The organism is Collinsella sp. AM34-10 (assembly GCF_003469185.1).
In the GTDB taxonomy this organism is placed as follows: Bacteria; Actinomycetota; Coriobacteriia; order Coriobacteriales; family Coriobacteriaceae; genus Collinsella.
Window position 1 is genome coordinate 1 of record NZ_QSIL01000001.1, and the last position, 15071, is coordinate 15071.

At 58.1% G+C, this 15071-nt stretch carries 15 protein-coding genes and 4 tRNA genes; 11 read left to right on the forward strand and 8 right to left on the reverse strand.

What is annotated here, in order from left to right; translation table 11 throughout:
* The first annotated feature begins 54 nt into the window (after positions 1-54).
* Entirely contained in the window at positions 55-681 is a 627-nt protein-coding gene (locus DW823_RS00005; protein ID WP_055287380.1) for a DUF1648 domain-containing protein, read from the forward strand.
* 177 nt (positions 682-858) lie between these two features.
* On the opposite strand, the gene DW823_RS00010 is transcribed toward DW823_RS00005, so the two are convergent.
* From DW823_RS00010 to DW823_RS00040, 8 genes are all read right to left on the reverse strand, one after another.
* Positions 859-2817, reverse strand: a complete 1959-nt coding sequence (locus tag DW823_RS00010) for a type IV secretory system conjugative DNA transfer family protein (RefSeq protein WP_118079319.1) — start codon at positions 2815-2817, stop codon at positions 859-861.
* Positions 2814-4169 carry a hypothetical protein gene (locus tag DW823_RS00015; RefSeq protein WP_118079321.1) on the reverse strand — a complete coding sequence of 452 codons (1356 nt, stop codon included), beginning with the start codon at positions 4167-4169 and terminating at the stop codon, positions 2814-2816. Before DW823_RS00015 ends, DW823_RS00010 begins: the two co-directional genes overlap by 4 nt.
* Positions 4162-4623 (reverse strand): hypothetical protein, encoded by a 462-nt coding sequence (locus tag DW823_RS00020; RefSeq protein WP_118079324.1) that lies wholly within the window; start codon positions 4621-4623, stop codon positions 4162-4164. Before DW823_RS00020 ends, DW823_RS00015 begins: the two co-directional genes overlap by 8 nt.
* A 45-nt stretch (positions 4624-4668) precedes the next feature.
* Positions 4669-4827: a hypothetical protein gene (locus tag DW823_RS09750; protein WP_158567230.1), complete on the reverse strand. Its 159-nt coding sequence runs from the start codon at positions 4825-4827 to the stop codon at positions 4669-4671.
* A 43-nt stretch (positions 4828-4870) separates the two neighbouring features.
* Complete coding sequence (locus DW823_RS00025; protein WP_118079326.1) at positions 4871-5077, reverse strand: helix-turn-helix domain-containing protein; 207 nt, start codon at positions 5075-5077, stop codon at positions 4871-4873.
* A 191-nt stretch (positions 5078-5268) separates the two neighbouring features.
* A complete protein-coding gene (locus tag DW823_RS00030; protein WP_118079327.1) occupies positions 5269-6477 on the reverse strand; it encodes a site-specific integrase in 1209 nt (402 codons plus the stop codon).
* 730 nt (positions 6478-7207) lie between these two features.
* Positions 7208-8608, reverse strand: a complete 1401-nt coding sequence (locus tag DW823_RS00035; RefSeq protein WP_117646058.1) for a PTS transporter subunit EIIC — start codon at positions 8606-8608, stop codon at positions 7208-7210.
* 9 nt (positions 8609-8617) lie between these two features.
* On the reverse strand, positions 8618-10036 hold the full coding sequence (locus DW823_RS00040) for a glycoside hydrolase family 1 protein (RefSeq protein ID WP_118079329.1): 1419 nt from the start codon (positions 10034-10036) through the stop codon (positions 8618-8620).
* Between the two features lie 151 nt (positions 10037-10187).
* Here DW823_RS00040 and DW823_RS00045 point away from each other — a divergent pair, with 151 nt between their 5' ends.
* From DW823_RS00045 to rplK, 10 genes are all read left to right on the forward strand, one after another.
* Entirely contained in the window at positions 10188-11021 is an 834-nt protein-coding gene (locus DW823_RS00045) for a MurR/RpiR family transcriptional regulator (RefSeq protein ID WP_158567231.1), read from the forward strand.
* A gap of 403 nt (positions 11022-11424) precedes the next feature.
* Positions 11425-11506 (forward strand) — tRNA-Tyr (locus DW823_RS00050).
* A 10-nt stretch (positions 11507-11516) separates the two neighbouring features.
* Positions 11517-11592: transfer RNA gene (locus DW823_RS00055), tRNA-Thr, on the forward strand.
* 3 nt (positions 11593-11595) lie between these two features.
* Positions 11596-11672: transfer RNA gene (locus DW823_RS00060), tRNA-Met, on the forward strand.
* A gap of 96 nt (positions 11673-11768) precedes the next feature.
* Positions 11769-12959 carry an elongation factor Tu gene (gene tuf / locus DW823_RS00065; protein ID WP_035137538.1) on the forward strand — a complete coding sequence of 397 codons (1191 nt, stop codon included), beginning with the start codon at positions 11769-11771 and terminating at the stop codon, positions 12957-12959.
* A gap of 279 nt (positions 12960-13238) precedes the next feature.
* Positions 13239-13388 (forward strand): 50S ribosomal protein L33, encoded by a 150-nt coding sequence (gene rpmG, locus DW823_RS00070; RefSeq protein WP_102372646.1) that lies wholly within the window; start codon positions 13239-13241, stop codon positions 13386-13388.
* Between the two features lie 13 nt (positions 13389-13401).
* Positions 13402-13477: transfer RNA gene (locus DW823_RS00075), tRNA-Trp, on the forward strand.
* 76 nt (positions 13478-13553) lie between these two features.
* Positions 13554-13892, forward strand: a complete 339-nt coding sequence (gene secE / locus DW823_RS00080) for a preprotein translocase subunit SecE (RefSeq protein WP_118079333.1) — start codon at positions 13554-13556, stop codon at positions 13890-13892.
* Positions 13893-13895: 3 nt separating this feature from the next.
* Complete coding sequence (nusG, locus tag DW823_RS00085) at positions 13896-14432, forward strand: transcription termination/antitermination protein NusG (RefSeq protein ID WP_099432095.1); 537 nt, start codon at positions 13896-13898, stop codon at positions 14430-14432.
* Positions 14433-14554: 122 nt separating this feature from the next.
* Positions 14555-14983 (forward strand): 50S ribosomal protein L11, encoded by a 429-nt coding sequence (rplK, locus tag DW823_RS00090; RefSeq protein ID WP_022093893.1) that lies wholly within the window; start codon positions 14555-14557, stop codon positions 14981-14983.
* Positions 14984-15071: the final 88 nt, after the last annotated feature.

The following is a 15071-nucleotide window of genomic DNA, read 5'->3' on the forward strand; positions in this document are numbered from 1 at the left end:
TATACTTGATTTAAGGCGGAGTGGAATGTGGGCGCGCAAGGAGATGCGGAATCGATGAGAGCCTCAAAAAAAATTACTGCAGTGTTATCATCTTTCATCCTCTCTATTCTTCCATTTCTGATTCTATGGGCGGCTTGGTCAGTCCTCCCTGATACAATTCCCGCTCATTGGAGTGGGGGTGTGGTTGATCGATGGGGTAATAAGCTTGAATTGCTGGTTGTTCCGCTGTTTTCTCTGATTGGTTCTATTGCAATTTCTGTGTACCTTATTGTTTCCACGCGGCGAAGAGAGTTCGCGGATTTCTCTGTTCGAATGCGACGGGACTTTGTTGCGTGCTATATTTCTAGTCTTCTTTTATCGACAACCTGCTCAGTGATAATTGCCGTTTGGGTTCAGTTGATTCTTACGCAAAACACTGCGGTTGATGGGGGGCTTGGACTATCGATCCTGTATTCCCTTCCCGGGCTATATGTGATCTTGTGCGCTTTGCCGCCTTTTTATGCGAGCGGCGAGAGCAAAAAGGCAGAGCGCCTGATAACAGTTCTTATTGGCGGCGCGGAGATTGTTCTTTGTGGAATAGTGCTTGAAGGTTCGGCTGCCTCTTATGCGATGATTGGACTGATGATTCTGTTCTGTGCGTTTGAGATTGTGTCACAGGTAAGGGATAGCCGGTCCTTATGAGCAGGATAAGGGCGCACTACGGGCGCCCGGGATTTTGCGGCGCAACTCGGCGTGCCGAGTTCGTTTCCGCTGGTAGCGTGGAAAGATAAACCGAAAGACCGCCACGGCCCGCCGTCATACGCGCCTCGCGCACCGTATGACGGCGGGCCGTTTTCGCAGGCAGGGCCGTATGACGCATCAGAACCCGTCGGGCGCGGCGGATACCTTGCGCTTCCTGCCGCCGGACGGCGACCCCTTGGGCTTTTTCGGCTTATCCGGGATGCGCCACACCGGTGCCGGGGAGGTGTTCCGGACCTCCCCCTCGAGCGCCCGCGCGAGCAGCGCGCCCTCGGCCTCCGGCGACGTCATGCCCAGCAGCGGCCCCAGGAACGTCTCGGTGATGTCGCGGCTGGCGAGCGCCATCGGGCCCTCCGCGTCGATCACGAGCGCGCCGTTCTCGCGCGCGCTCCAGGCCATGAGCTCCGACGGGGTGATCAGCGGGCGGCGCGCCACGGAGAACGACTTGCCGGACGAGGAGCTCTGCGTCCCCTTGGTCGAGCTCTGCCCGGTCGTCCTCACGCTGTAGTCGCCGAGGCGCTTGCTGATCTCCTCCGCCTCGCCGACGGACTCCACCGAGAGGACGACCTGGGTGCCGAGCAGCGCCAGCAGCGCGTCCGACTCCGCCCTGGAGTAGCCGCACCGCGCCTCGAGCAGATGGGTGTTCTGGAGCACGAAGACGACGTGCAGCCCGATGCTGCGGACCTCTGCGAGGTCGCCGAGGAGGCGGGGGATCTTGGGGATCCCGGACCCCTCGTCGATGGCGAGCAGGGTCTCCGCCGGCAGCCTGCCGCCTGACAGGCGCGCGGTCTCGCGCAGCGCCGACAGCGCCTGCGAGAATATGCACGAGACGAGCGCGCCGCGGTCGCCGCGGTCCGTCGCGCTGGCGATGTAGAGGATGGTGGGCCTGCGCCCGACCGATGCGAGGTCGACCTCGCCGTCCCGGAGCATGCGGCTGACGTCGTCGTCGCAGAAGGACATGAGGTAGTTGCGCGCGGTGGAGACGAGGGCCTCGCCCCCGCCGCCGTTCGACGAGGCGACGAGGAGGAACTGGCGCGCCGGGTTTCCCGCCGGCAGGTCCGCGGCGAGCTCCTCGAGCGACTTGACGGCGCTCTTGCCGCCCCTGGGCTCGAGGAGCGCGAGAACGGTCGAGAGGTTTCGCGCCTCGATGGGGATCCGCCCGTCCGTGATCGCGAGGAGGCAGAGGCCGGTGATGAGGTTGCGGCTGGCGTCCGTGAAGAACCTCTGGCCGGAGGAGAAGGCGTCGGGCACGATGGCCGCCGACAGCTCGCGGAGCTCGGCCACGGCACCTGCGACGCCCTCGATCCCGAGTGCCGCGATGGCGCGGTCGAGGGGGTTGAACCTCGCCGACTTGACGGGCTCGTCGAGCCGGATGGCGACGACCTCCATCCCGGCCCTCCTGGCGAGCGGCTCGGTCCATGCGCGAATCTCGGATTTCGGGTCGTGGACGATGACGGACGTCGGGATCCCGTGGGCGTTGCGGTCGATTGCCGCGGCCACGCTGATCGCGAGGGACCTCCTCGTCTTGCCCGCGCCGCTGCCCGCCCTTATGAGGCAGTGGACGGCGGGGACCATCGCGATCCCACCGCCGATGCAGCCGGCCGCCACGAGCCCCTCCGCGGCGGCCTTCCCGTCCCAGGGAGGGCAGCGCCTCGCGACCCTGGAGGGCCTCGACTCGAGCCAAGCGTCCCCGTGCGTGCGCGTGGGCGCGCGATCGCCGGCGAACGTCCCGTCGTGGAGCCTCGCCCATGAACGGCCCCAAGAAACGAATCCGAGCGCGAGGACGGAGGCCGCGACGAGGGCGAGCGCCGCGAGCAGCTCGCCCGCCTGGCCCGACGCCGCCGCGTCGGCGGCCGCCTCGAGGGGGCCGCGGAAGACGTAGGCGGGCTCGGGGCCCGGGTCGGCCGTGGGCAGCCGCAGCAGGACGGAGAGGCCCGAGATGAGGGATAGGGTCCACCACCTGGCGTAGTCCCAGGCGCTGGCGGCCGCGGCGCAAGCTATGACGGCGGCGACGCCGTGGGCCGCGAGCGTGCCGGCGAGCTCCCTTTTCATGTCGCGGTTGAAGGATTTCGGTTTCATCTCGTGATCGTCCTCTCTATCCTGTTCGCTATCTTCAGCGCGGGGGCGCTCGACGGCCCGGTGCCGCCGGAGGCGAGTGCCCTCAGGGTCGCGGCGATGAGTCTCAGCGCCCTCTCGCCGGCCTCGTCTCCCATGTCGCGTCCTCTGGCGTCCCGTGTGGCCTCCCTGGCGACCAGGGTCGCCATCGCGGCGGCGCGCCCTAGGGCGGTGCCTGCCGACGGGGCGCGCCTGAATGCCCGGTCCGCCGTGGGACACCCCCTGAGGTCTGCCGGCTCGAGGGTCCGGCCGCGAGCGGCCTTTCGCGCGAGCCTTTCGAGGCGCGTCTTCGGGATGCAGGCCCGGGCCTCGGTGGTGAGTCCGGCTTCCCGCCGCCTCTCCGTCGCGGGGCCGGTTTGGGGCGCGGCGCGTCGTGTCGGCACCTCCTCGCGAGCCGGCGTTCTGTCTGGGACTATGACCCGAAGCGCCGCGTTCTCGCACCGGAGGCCGAGGTCGGCAGCTGCCTTGCGGACGTAGACATCCCGCGCCTCACCGGTCAGGCACTTGAGGTCGGCGCACCTCTCGACCGCCTTCCTGTGGCGCTCCAGTGCGCCGGCGAGTGCGGGGGAGTCGGACGCCGCCCGGTCGAGGGCCTCCCTCAACGCGGCGGAGGCCTCCGGGTGGAAACGCCTGAGGTGGGCGGCCTCGATTCTTCCGTTCGGCGGCAGGCCGATGTCGAGCTTTCCGCGGTCGATTCGCGCAACTGCTTCCAGGGCCGCCTTCCTCGCGAGGTCGCGCTCGATGTACGCTTCCCGCAGCAGCGGCGCCATGGCCTTCGAGGAGATCTCGAGCCTGGCCGCCTCCATCTTCCCCCTGGGCAGCAGGGAGTCCCAGCCGCCCTTGCGGTCGACCGTGAGGATGTGGACGTGGTGGCTCGTGCCGTTGACGTGCATGGCCGCGTAGAACTCCACGCGGCTCTCGGGCACGCCGGTCATCTCGGAGAAGAGCCTCGGCCACTCGGAGCGCACCAGGGCCTGCCAGGCGTCCAGGCGGTCGAGGCCGGCGCCTGGGGCGATTTCGTTCGGGACCGTGACGACGGTGGTGAGCACCGCGCCGCCGTTTTGGGCGATGGCGCGCCTGGCCTCCGCCACGGGGACCGGGCCGTCCGCGCCCCAGAGGCCGCCCGTCGAGCCGGTCCTGTTCGCGGCGTAGGCGGCCAGGCCGTCCACGCCGAGTCTCCTGCCGTCGGCCTCGCTGACCTCGATGACGACGCCGCGGCGGGTGCCGGCGTATGCCGCCAGGCCCGCGGCGGACGCCCTCGTGGACGCCCCCGCGCGGACGACGGAGTGGTTGACGATGACGGGCGGGCTAGCCATCGGCGCGCTCGCGCGCGTGGAGCTTCACCTCGTCGATTCGGCCGAGTCCGGCGCGGCTGAGCTCGCCGGCCTGCGCGAGGTAGTTCTTCCAGATGTCCGCGACGGGGACGTCGTCGAGCGAGGCGTAGGAGGCCTTGAGGACGTCGGCCGACATGAGGCCGGCCATGATGGCGGCGGTCATGGGCCGCGAGAGGACCGCGGCGATGCGGTCCTCGGCGGCGTCGAGCTTGCGCTCGATGTCGAGTGCGGCGACGTCCATCCGCGCGTCGACGACGCCGCGGATGAAATCTGCGACCTCGTTGCCGTAGAGGTCGAGCCCCTCCGCGGCGAGCGCCGAGCGCAGGAGCGAGCGGATCTCGTCGCTGACGTTGGACTCGTCGAGCTCCGCCCGCGTCTTGAGGGCGGTGTAGAGCTTGTGGTCGATTTTTACGCTGATGGTTTTGGTTTCGGCCATAGGGTCTCCTCATAAAACAGGGGGCCGTTTGGCCCCCTGTGGCGTCTATTCGTCTTCCGTGTATGTAATCGGATAGCCTTTTGGCGCTTTGGCCGCCGGCAAGGGCGTATATGCGATGTGCTCGTTTTTGATTTGGACGGCATCGAAATCAATCAACTCTGCAATTATTTCAATGGGTCCGGCGTTGAATTTGTTAATACCCATGTTTGCTCCGGGCTCAGTTGGTCTTAGCCGGCGTTCACTACATTCAGTTGACGCCGATGTAGCTAAGAACGCTGTCGCGATTGATGCGCCACAGCTTCCCGCACTTCACGGCTTTGAATGTTCCGTTCTGGCAGAGCCTGTAGACGGAGCGATCGCTGATGCCGAGCAGGCGTGCGACCGGCATCGGGTCAACGATATCCGGCATCGTACGAAAGGCATCAAGAGTGATGCGCTTGTTCTCAACTTCCATTTCGACCTCCTTCTGTTTGCTGTCGTCTCTTTGAGTTCAAGTCTGAACTGTCTTGGAAGGCGGTCTCAAAACTACGGTCGCGGCGGACGATATGGACCCGATAGACTGAAATGACTTGCTCTGGAAAGGCATGGAAAAGGCCGCGATGTGGTATCGCGGCCTTCGGTTAGGTCCAATTCAGTTTTCGTAAGCTATGAGGCGCTCTTGTAAAGGCGTCCGAGAGCGTCCATTGCCGATGCGGTTGCTTTCGGGTCGGCGCTTGCGTATCTGTCTAGGGTCATGGAGGCTTTGGAGTGGCCCATCAAACTTGCGAGTGTTTTCGGGTCTACGCCGTTGGCGACGGCATATGTTGCGAAGCTGTGCCTTAGGTCATGGAAGGTTACCGTGTTCCTGTTTAATACTCCATGAAGGTTCAGCGCCTTAGAGAGCGCACGCCAGGCACCGTTAATCCTGGGAGGCTTAAGGAACGAGCCGTCGGGAAATCCCAGTACGAACATTTCCTCGCTGAACTCAATCCCGAGTCTGATGCATTCTTCTTTCATGTCTCGCTTGCGCGCGGCTAGGTCGCGCATGAGATCCTCTGGACAATTTGGAATCGCCCGTCTACTACTGACACTTTTGGGTCCTTTGATGTAGAACTCGGTGTCGGTATGCCCGATTGCGGCTTCCACACGAATTGAGGATTGGGAAAAGTCGACGCATTTCCACTTCAGGGCGCAAAGTTCGCCTCGACGGAGTCCTGTATACAGGGAGATCTTGGCCGCCAGTATTGTTGGGACATCAATGGATGCGTTGAGGGTGTTTAGGACGCGGGCCCTTTCCTTGTCGGTAAGTGAATTCGGCCGTCCGTAATCGGCATCCTCGTTCTTAGGGACCTTTGCCCATGCGGCTACATTTTCTGAAACCAGCTTTTTCCTCAGTCCGTATTTCAATGAGCCCCGCAGCAGCCTTAGGGAATTGCACGCAGTTGACCTTGCGTGCTTCTTCGCCATTGCGTTGACCCATTCCTGGACGTCTTCTTCAGTTAGGTCCTCCAGGGGAATGCTGCCGATATATGGTTCGATGTTTCGGCGGAGCATGCCTGAATAGCCGGTCGCGGTGGAGCGCGCGATGTCGGCGCACTCCATTGTTATATAGGTAGACACTAGTTCGGCAACTGAAATCGATTCTGCCGGCCTACTCGCTTCGGCTTCCGCTTCTGCATCTAGGCGGGCGCGAACGACCTCAGCTTCCACCATGGCCGCGTCTCGATGCTTATGGCTACGACCTTTATCGCGGCCTCGATGTTCAAGAAGCCGAGTTTTCTTATGCCAGGCGCCGTCCTCGAAGTAGGGGAACTGCGCGCGCCAGCGATCGTCCATGTACTTATATATAGATGAAGTAGCGTATTTCTCTTCCATTGTTCCTCCGTGTGCAATCACGTGTGCAATGACTGTGCAATTTGACTGTTTCGGAGACGTCTCAAGTGAGACTATAGGCGGAAGATGAAAGAAAAGCTCGAGGTCACGGTCGGCATAGTCGCAGATGAACGTTAATAAACGATAAGGAAACCGATGTAATCAGTGGGTTGCGGGTTCGATTCCTGTCACTGGCTCCATGAGAGTTTCGGGCTCTGTCTCTATATGGGACAGGGCCCGTTTCTATTTAGGTGGTGCGCCATCGGGTTAGCGTCCATCCCGTTTTTGGTTTGTCTCGTCCTCCAGTTTGTCTAAATCTGTAACACCAAGACCGATATTCGGCATCTAACTGTTACAGATTGAGATGAAACTTAGGGTGTTTTAGGAATATCTTGATCTGTAACATGTAGAAGCGGAATAGGCCTCTTGCTGTTACAGATCGAGACAAGGGCGGGCGCGGATCTGGATGTCCTGCTCGAGCGTGGATTTCTGGATACGCGAGCGAAGAAAATCTCCCGACCGGAGAACGAGCGTGGATAATTAACTTGGATAGGGAGCTAAGGTAAACAACGATTGTCTATCGACGGCTTTAGAAACAACGACCCCGATTTCATTGTGGAATCGGGGTCGTTTGTGCCTCAGGAATCCGAATGGATTAATCGAGCTCCTAAGGAACTTCTTGGGTTCTTGCTAATGGTCTGCCGAGGATGTCCCCAATGCAAACAGCGGGCATCTACTCAATATAGCTGGGGTTCTTCTTGATGATCACGCGTGCAGCGATGAAGGAGACGACGATGGCGATGATGGCGACAACGCATGCCAGCACGAAGTTACCCATGGACCCATCGGGAGCGATAAAGATGAGTGCCGAAAGAAGGCCGGGGCATGCTCCCGCAACATACTCTTTCAGAACAAAGATGCCTGCAGGGAGTCCAGCGCAGAGCGCGCCGATTGCCGTGCCGACAAGCAGGCGGGGACGCTCGATGAGGCAACCGTAGAACGCGGGCTCGGTTACGCCACAGAGTGCGGTGACGGCAACCGTGGTGACCATACCCCTCTTCTCTTTGTTTCCCTTCATGGCAGTTGCCAGGGCGAGGCTCGTGCCGCCAATGCAGAGGTTCGAGATGAATCCAAAGATAATGGGTGCCCAACCGAGCTGCGCCAGGCTCGTAACTTCGATTGCGATGTAAGCCTTATCGAGACCGAGCATGACGAAATAGGGGTTAAGGGCTGCCAGGATCGGAGTAGCGATAAATGCCACGTTGTCCATAAGCCACGTGACGGCATCGCTCAGCGCGTAGCCCATCATGCTGCCGGCGGGGCCAAGGATAATAAGCTCGACGGGCACGACGATGATCATGGTGAGCAGCGGCTTCAAGAACAGTTTGGTAACGTCGGGAATGATCTTCTGAAGGCCGCGGTCGACAAAGTACATGAATACAACGCCCAGTACGATGGGCACTACCGTACTCGAATAGTCGTTCGTCGGGATGGGAATACCAAGAAAGTCGAGACCCTCGGCACCGCTAATGGACGAGCTGATCATGATCGCGCCCAGCAATGCGCCCATGATGGGCTGCATCTTCATGACGGCCGCGAGCTGATAACCAAGATAAACGGGTAAGAAGCTAAACGAAGCGCTAAAGATCGCCAACAGGACCTGGGCGGTTCCGCTATCGGTGCTCAATCCGCAATAATTGACCAGGAGATTCTTGATCGAAAGAATGAGTCCGCCAACGATGAGCGCCGGGACGATGGGCATGAATACCTGTGCAGAGACGTTCCCGAATTTCTCAATCAAGCCCATGGCGGTGTTACCGCTTTTAATGCCTTCTGCAAGGTCTTTGGCGGTTTGGGCATCGTCGGCAACCGTGCCACCGCCGACTTCGATTCCCGCGAAGTCGAGGAAGTCGTTGTAAGCCTCGGTGACGTTGGGGCCGATGATCACCTGAAGCTGGCCACCGCTGACTACTGCCCCGAGCGCCTGGTCGGCCGATTTGGCGAGCTGGAGATCGATGATCGAGGTGTCTCGTGCGTCGATGCGAAGGCGCGTCGCACAATGAGTTACCGATGTAATGTTTTCTTTGCCGCCAACAGCCTTTAGGACTGTTTCGGACATTGCCTGATATTTCATCTCTTTCTCCTAACCTTCCTGCTCCTGATACTTCGAGATAAGGTCTCGGTACCAATACCAGCTCTTTTTGGGGGTGCGCTCCAGATTGTTCTCGAAGTCGATATGGACAAGTCCGTATCGTTTTTCGTAGCCGTTGATCCAGCTATACAGATCCATCGTCGACCAGAGGTAGTAGCCCTCAACGCGCGCGCCGTCGCGCTTAGCCCTCATCATGTGCTCGATGAACTGGCCCAGAAGCTCGATGCGGTCATCATCGTGGATCATTCCGTCTGCGTCTGGTTGCTCATAGGCGCCATGTCCGTTTTCCGTAATAAAGATGCGGGGCGCGTCATAGCGCTCGTGGACATCCATGATGGTTGAATACATGCAACTTGGGAGTATTTCGCGGCCCCATTTATTGCGGGGAACATTGCTGTCGCGGGCGCTTTCAAACAAGGGCGCAATACATTTTCCTTCGACCTTTTTGCTCGAACCGCCCTTATTGTTCGCCGAAACGGCAAGCTCTCCACCGTGCCAGTCGGTTACATACTCTCGGCAATACACGTTGAGTCCAATAAAATCGACTTTACCGTCTCTGAATTCTTCTACGTCATTTGGGGATCGATAGAGCGAGACGCCAAGTTTTTCAAGGATTTCGTCCATTTCTGGCGGCAGTTGACCCTGAAGCGCTGGTGCCAGAATCATGCGATTGGCGAAAAAGTCTGCGTATCGAAATACGTCATCGGGGTGCTCGGTTGCCGGGTCGAGTTCGACAACGCCGCCATCGTGGACGGCGCCGATGATGCCGTCGTAGCCCATTTGACGATATGCTCGGACTGCGAGCGCGCTTGCGCGCATCAGGTTGTATTGAAACTGCATGTACGACTGAACGTCGAGCGATCGATTGGGGGGATAGTTGCCCAACATGTTTACGCAGTAGCTGTAGAAATGCGGCTCGTTAACGGTAGCCCAGATTTTGACGCGGTCTCCAAAGCGCTCAAAGCAAATCTCGGCGTATTTGCAGAACCACTCTGCCATGTCGTTGTTCAGCCATCCGCCTTTGCAAGCAAGCGTGAATGGCAGATCGTAATGGAACAGCGTAACGTTGGGCTCTATGCCATTTTCGAGGCAGCAATCAATGACTCGATTATAAAAATCGATACCCTCTTCATTCACTTCGCCGATACCCGTGGGGATGATTCGACTCCATGAAAGAGAGAAGCGATAGGTGTTTTGTCCGCCTTCTTTCATCATGCGGATATCTTCTTCATAGCGATGGTAGAAGTCGCAAGATACATCACCGTCAACATGGTTGATGTTCTTATTGCTTGTGTGGTTAAAGAAATCCCACTCGCCGAGGCCTTTGCCGTCTTCGTTCCAGGCACCCTCGCACTGATAAGACGCCGTGGCGGAACCCCAGAGAAACGGCATGTTGTTCACGTTGCCCATGAATCCCCTTTCCATCATTCAACACGGTGGATACGTGTGACGGAATTACGATTAAGATGACGTCAACTGATTTGAATCATAGGAGAACGACCAAAGCTGTTTGATTCAATAAATGAACCATAATATCGAGGAGGGCGGAAAGAGGGATCACGTGAATATCAATGACTTCGATGTGCTCAATCGCATTAGCTCCATCATCAACAGCGAGTTTGGGTCAAACGATGCCGCCATCGCTCGATATCTCATCGCTCACATTAGGCGTTCGAGCGAAATCAATGTTGCCGCAATAACCCGCGATGCATTCGTGACCCGTTCCGCTGTTCGTCGTTTCTGCAATCGATTGGGCTACCAGTCTCTTAGCGATTTGAAAGAATCATTTACTCAATCAGTTTTTCCAAGCGACTTAAGCCATCGAGAGGAGGAATATGGCTACGAGGAGTACAGGGCAGAGCTCGACGTTCGCATGATCGAGATGTTCGCTGAGGTTGAAAGCGGCGTGTCCGATATCGCTATTAAGCACCTTGCCGACGAAATTGATGGCCATAAAAACGTTGAAATCTGGTGCACCAATAATGTGAGCGCCAATCTCGTACGATTTCAGCAGGAAATGTTTTATGCGGGCAAGATAGTTCGCATAGTTGCTGGGGCTAACGTCGCGGAATTGAAAAACATGGGAGACGCTTCGCAGTCATTGATAATTCTCGTATCGGTCTCCGGGCTATTTGCGTCACAGGCGCGTGAGTATCTTGATTGCCGTTCGGGCAGGAAGATTCTAATTACTGCGTTTAGCAACGATGACAAATCGAGGTCTTTTGACCGTGTATATCGTCTTGGTAATGCGGGAAACGGAATTGACCGACTCGGCGTTTATTCGAAATACGCCATAACTTATTTATTCGACTTGCTATCGTCGTGTTACTTGAGTCGCTACCCCTGCACCAAGGGGGAGCCGCTCTATGGGTCTACTTTGGCCTGGCCCGAGTAGTTGCGGCTCTTTAGTTCTCCCGCCTGGAGAATGAGCGTGGATAATCTGCCGCTTTGGCCTTAGGGCCGCGCTAAAAGTGGGAGATTATCCACGCTCGATCGTGTCGTGGAAGCCCGATCGTGACCTATGTAACAGTGCAAGAGGGTCGTTATCGAAGGTCGATGCTGTAGGCGTACTCCACTATGCCAAAGTGTTCCCTCGGGAAATGTCACCAGCGCAGCCAAATCCACCGTCCTTCATATCCAAACTCAGCAAAAACGCAGGTCAAAGGTATATAGATACGCCCGGCACCGTGTATCTAGAGGTTTTCGTTGACAGCCCCCAAGGTTGCATCGTATTATCTTTTTCGTTCGCGGGGGCGGCGGTCCAAAAGACCAAAGAACCTGCGGATACTTGAACGATTGGGAGTTTGCCCGAGTGGTTAATGGGGACGGGCTGTAAACCCGTTGGCTCTGCCTACATAGGTTCGAATCCTATAGCTCCCACCCGTCAAGTGCCTGTATAGCTCAGTCGGTAGAGCACTTCGTTGGTAACGAAGAGGTCACCAGTTCAAGTCTGGTTGCAGGCTCCATCCGGCGGTGTAGCTCAGTTGGTTAGAGCACACGGTTCATACCCGTGGCGTCACTGGTTCGAATCCAGTCACCGCTACCATAGGTAACACGGTGGCTTCTCAATAGTATGTTGAGAGGCCACTATGGTATAAAGGCAAAGTCCCGTCCGGGGACGACCTGTTAAGAGGAGGGCTTTATGGCCAAAGAGAAGTTTGAGCGCACTAAGCCGCATGTTAACATCGGCACCATTGGTCACGTCGACCACGGCAAGACCACGCTGACCGCCGCCATCACCAAGGTTCTCTCCGAGACCGAGGGCTGCAAGGCTGACTTCACTGCGTTCGAGAACATCGACAAGGCTCCCGAGGAGCGCGAGCGCGGCATCACGATCTCCGTCTCCCACGTTGAGTACGAGACTGCTGCCCGTCACTACGCTCACGTTGACTGCCCGGGCCACGCTGACTACGTCAAGAACATGATCTCCGGTGCTGCTCAGATGGACGGCGCTATTCTGGTCATCGCTGCTACCGACGGCCCCATGGCTCAGACCCGCGAGCACATCCTGCTCGCCCGTCAGGTCGGCGTTCCCTACATCGTCGTCTTCCTGAACAAGTGCGACATGGTCGACGATGACGAGCTCATCGACCTCGTCGAGATGGAGACCCGTGAGCTCCTCTCCGAGTACGATTTCCCCGGCGACGACATCCCCGTCATCCGTGGTTCCGCTCTGGGCGCTCTCGAGGGCGACGCCAAGTGGATGGACGCCATTCGCGAGCTCATGAAGGCCGTCGACGAGTACATCCCGACGCCTGCTCGTAACAACGACCTCCCGTTCCTGATGGCCGTTGAGGACGTTATGACCATCTCCGGCCGTGGTACCGTTGCTACCGGCCGTGTCGAGCGCGGTGAGCTCAAGCTCAACGAGCCCGTCGAGATTGTCGGCATCAAGGATACCCAGAACACTGTCGTTACCGGTATCGAGATGTTCCGTAAGTCCATGGACTTCTGCGAGGCTGGCGACAACGTCGGTCTGCTGCTCCGCGGCATCAAGCGCGAGGACATCGAGCGCGGCCAGGTTCTCTGCAAGCCCGGTTCGGTTACCCCGCACACCAAGTTCACCGGCGAGATCTACGTTCTGACCAAGGAGGAGGGCGGCCGTCACACCCCGTTCTTCGATGGTTATCGTCCTCAGTTCTACTTCCGTACCACCGACGTTACCGGTACGGTCAAGCTCCCCGAGGGCACCGAGATGGCTATGCCTGGTGACCACATCACCATCGAGGGCGACCTCATTCACCCGATCGCCATGGAGGAGGGCCTGCGCTTCGCTATCCGCGAGGGTGGCCACACCGTCGGTTCGGGCATCGTCTCCACGATCATTGAGTAAATTAGCTCTTTGATATAGCTGACTTAGAGAGAACCCGGCACTTATAGGGTGCCGGGTTCTTTTCTACGCGGGACTTATTCCCCGCCGATTACGCTTCGCTCGCCCTTAAGCCGAGCGTGAGGGATCGATTAGATCTCGCTGGCTTCATTGATGTGTTCCAAATATGAATGGATCCAGCGAGAACCAATTGATTCGAGGTTTTCATTGACAGCACTTACACAGAGCTGATAAAGTACCATCTCGTGCCCGTACGGGGCGGATATGAAAGGTTCAGGATACATGCGTACTCTAGTTACTCTTGCGTGCACTGAGTGCAAGCGCCGCAACTATACGACCACCAAGAACAAGGCGAACATGCCTGATCGTATGGAGATCAAGAAGTATTGCCCCTGGTGCCGTCACCACACGCTGCACAAAGAGACTCGCTAGTCTCTAGTTACATACGCCAGTAGTTCAATTGGTAGAGCATCGGTCTCCAAAACCGAGTGTTGAGGGTTCGAGTCCTTCCTGGCGTGCCAGTCATTATTCCGTAAGCTCCCATTTGGGGGCTTACGGTTTACTCATGTAAAAGCGCATTGCGCGGAGGTAACCCAAATGGCCAACAAGAAGAACAAGAAGAAGGCACAGCAGCAGGCGCCTGCCAACAAAGCTGCCGCCAACTCCAAGGTTGAGGCCAAGAAGGCCGTTGCCAAGAAGAGCGAGAAGGCTGCGAAGTCTAAGAAGAACGAGAAGCCTGGTTTCTTCGCCCGTACCAAGAAGTATTTCGCTTCGGTGAAGTCCGAGATGAAGCGTGTCACGTGGCCCGACAAGAAGGAGCTCGTGAACTACTCGGTCGTCGTTTGCGCTTCTCTGGTCGTTGTCGGCGTCGTCATCGCTCTGCTCGATGCTGGCTTTGGCGAGGCTCTTGCTCTGTTCTCCGGATTGAGGGGCTAAACCATGTCTAAGCGTTGGTACGTCGTTCACACTTACTCTGGATACGAGAACCGTGTTAAGTCCGATCTCGAGCATCGCATCGAGACCATGGGCATGCAGGACCGTATCTTTGATATCGAGATTCCTATGGAGCGCGTCACCGAGATCAAAGAGGGTGGCAAGCGCGAGACCAAGGATTCTAAGATCTTCCCGGGTTATGTCCTGGTTCGCATGGAGATGGATGACGATGCCTGGACGTGTGTTCGTAACACGCCCGGTGTCACCGGTTTCCTGGGCGGCAACGGCAAGCCCGCTCCGCTTTCCCGCGACGAGTACAATAAGATGACTCGTCGTCCCGGTAAGGGCGATTCGCCCAAGCGTACGTCGGTTGATATTGAGGTCGGCACGTCCGTCCGCGTTACCGATGGCCCGCTTACCGACTTTGATGGCAAGGTCTCCGAGGTTAACACCGAGGCAGGCAAGCTCAAGGTCACGCTGATGATCTTTGGCCGCGAGACGCCGGTCGAGCTCGACTTTAACCAGGTCGCTGTCATCGCTTAAGTTTTGTCCGTTCGCGCGAGCGTGCTTCTTCTGTGACTGCTCATCTCAGGAGTGCTTCTAACACGTGCGTGCTTACGATATAGCAAGTACTACTTCACACTCGTGATTTGAAAGGAATGACCATGGCTGAGAAGAAGGTTGCCAACGTCATTAAGCTCCAGATTCCTGCTGGTGCAGCTAACCCCGCTCCTCCCGTCGGCCCCGCCCTGGGCGCTGCTGGCGTGAACATCATGCAGTTCTGCCAGGCCTTTAACGCCGAGACGCAGGACAAGAAGGGCGACATCATCCCCGTTGAGATTTCTGTCTACGAGGATAAGTCCTTCTCCTTCATCACCAAGACCCCGCCGGCGGCTCACCTCATCAAGAAGGAGCTGAACCTCAAGTCTGGTTCCGCTAAGCCCCAGGCCGACAAGGTTGGCCAGCTCTCCCAGGAGCAGCTCACCAAGATCGCCGAGATCAAGATGCCGGACCTCAATGCCAACGACATTGACGCCGCCAAGAAGATCATCGCCGGTACCGCCCGTTCCATGGGCGTCACCATCGCTGAGTAGCGATTTCTTTAGGTAATGACGGGTGCTCCAACCGGGGCGCCCGTTAAATGTGTGCAATAGGGCACACGATACGATGTGGGAGGGCTCA

Excerpts from the sequence above, each read along its gene's own strand:
- DW823_RS00015 (WP_118079321.1), bottom strand. The coding sequence starts at position 4,169 with ATGGCTAGCCCGCCCGTCATCGTCAACCACTCCGTCGTCCGCGCGGGG.
- rpmG (WP_102372646.1), top strand. The coding sequence starts at position 13,239 with ATGCGTACTCTAGTTACTCTTGCGTGCACTGAGTGCAAGCGCCGCAAC.
- DW823_RS00040 (WP_118079329.1), bottom strand. The coding sequence starts at position 10,036 with ATGGGCAACGTGAACAACATGCCGTTTCTCTGGGGTTCCGCCACGGCG.
- DW823_RS00005 (WP_055287380.1), top strand. The coding sequence starts at position 55 with ATGAGAGCCTCAAAAAAAATTACTGCAGTGTTATCATCTTTCATCCTC.
- DW823_RS00025 (WP_118079326.1), bottom strand. The coding sequence starts at position 5,077 with ATGGAAGTTGAGAACAAGCGCATCACTCTTGATGCCTTTCGTACGATG.
- tuf (WP_035137538.1), top strand. The coding sequence starts at position 11,769 with ATGGCCAAAGAGAAGTTTGAGCGCACTAAGCCGCATGTTAACATCGGC.
- secE (WP_118079333.1), top strand. The coding sequence starts at position 13,554 with ATGGCCAACAAGAAGAACAAGAAGAAGGCACAGCAGCAGGCGCCTGCC.
- DW823_RS00030 (WP_118079327.1), bottom strand. The coding sequence starts at position 6,477 with ATGGAAGAGAAATACGCTACTTCATCTATATATAAGTACATGGACGAT.
- DW823_RS00035 (WP_117646058.1), bottom strand. The coding sequence starts at position 8,608 with ATGAAATATCAGGCAATGTCCGAAACAGTCCTAAAGGCTGTTGGCGGC.
- DW823_RS00020 (WP_118079324.1), bottom strand. The coding sequence starts at position 4,623 with ATGGCCGAAACCAAAACCATCAGCGTAAAAATCGACCACAAGCTCTAC.
- DW823_RS09750 (WP_158567230.1), bottom strand. The coding sequence starts at position 4,827 with ATGGGTATTAACAAATTCAACGCCGGACCCATTGAAATAATTGCAGAG.
- nusG (WP_099432095.1), top strand. The coding sequence starts at position 13,896 with ATGTCTAAGCGTTGGTACGTCGTTCACACTTACTCTGGATACGAGAAC.
- DW823_RS00010 (WP_118079319.1), bottom strand. The coding sequence starts at position 2,817 with ATGAAACCGAAATCCTTCAACCGCGACATGAAAAGGGAGCTCGCCGGC.
- rplK (WP_022093893.1), top strand. The coding sequence starts at position 14,555 with ATGGCTGAGAAGAAGGTTGCCAACGTCATTAAGCTCCAGATTCCTGCT.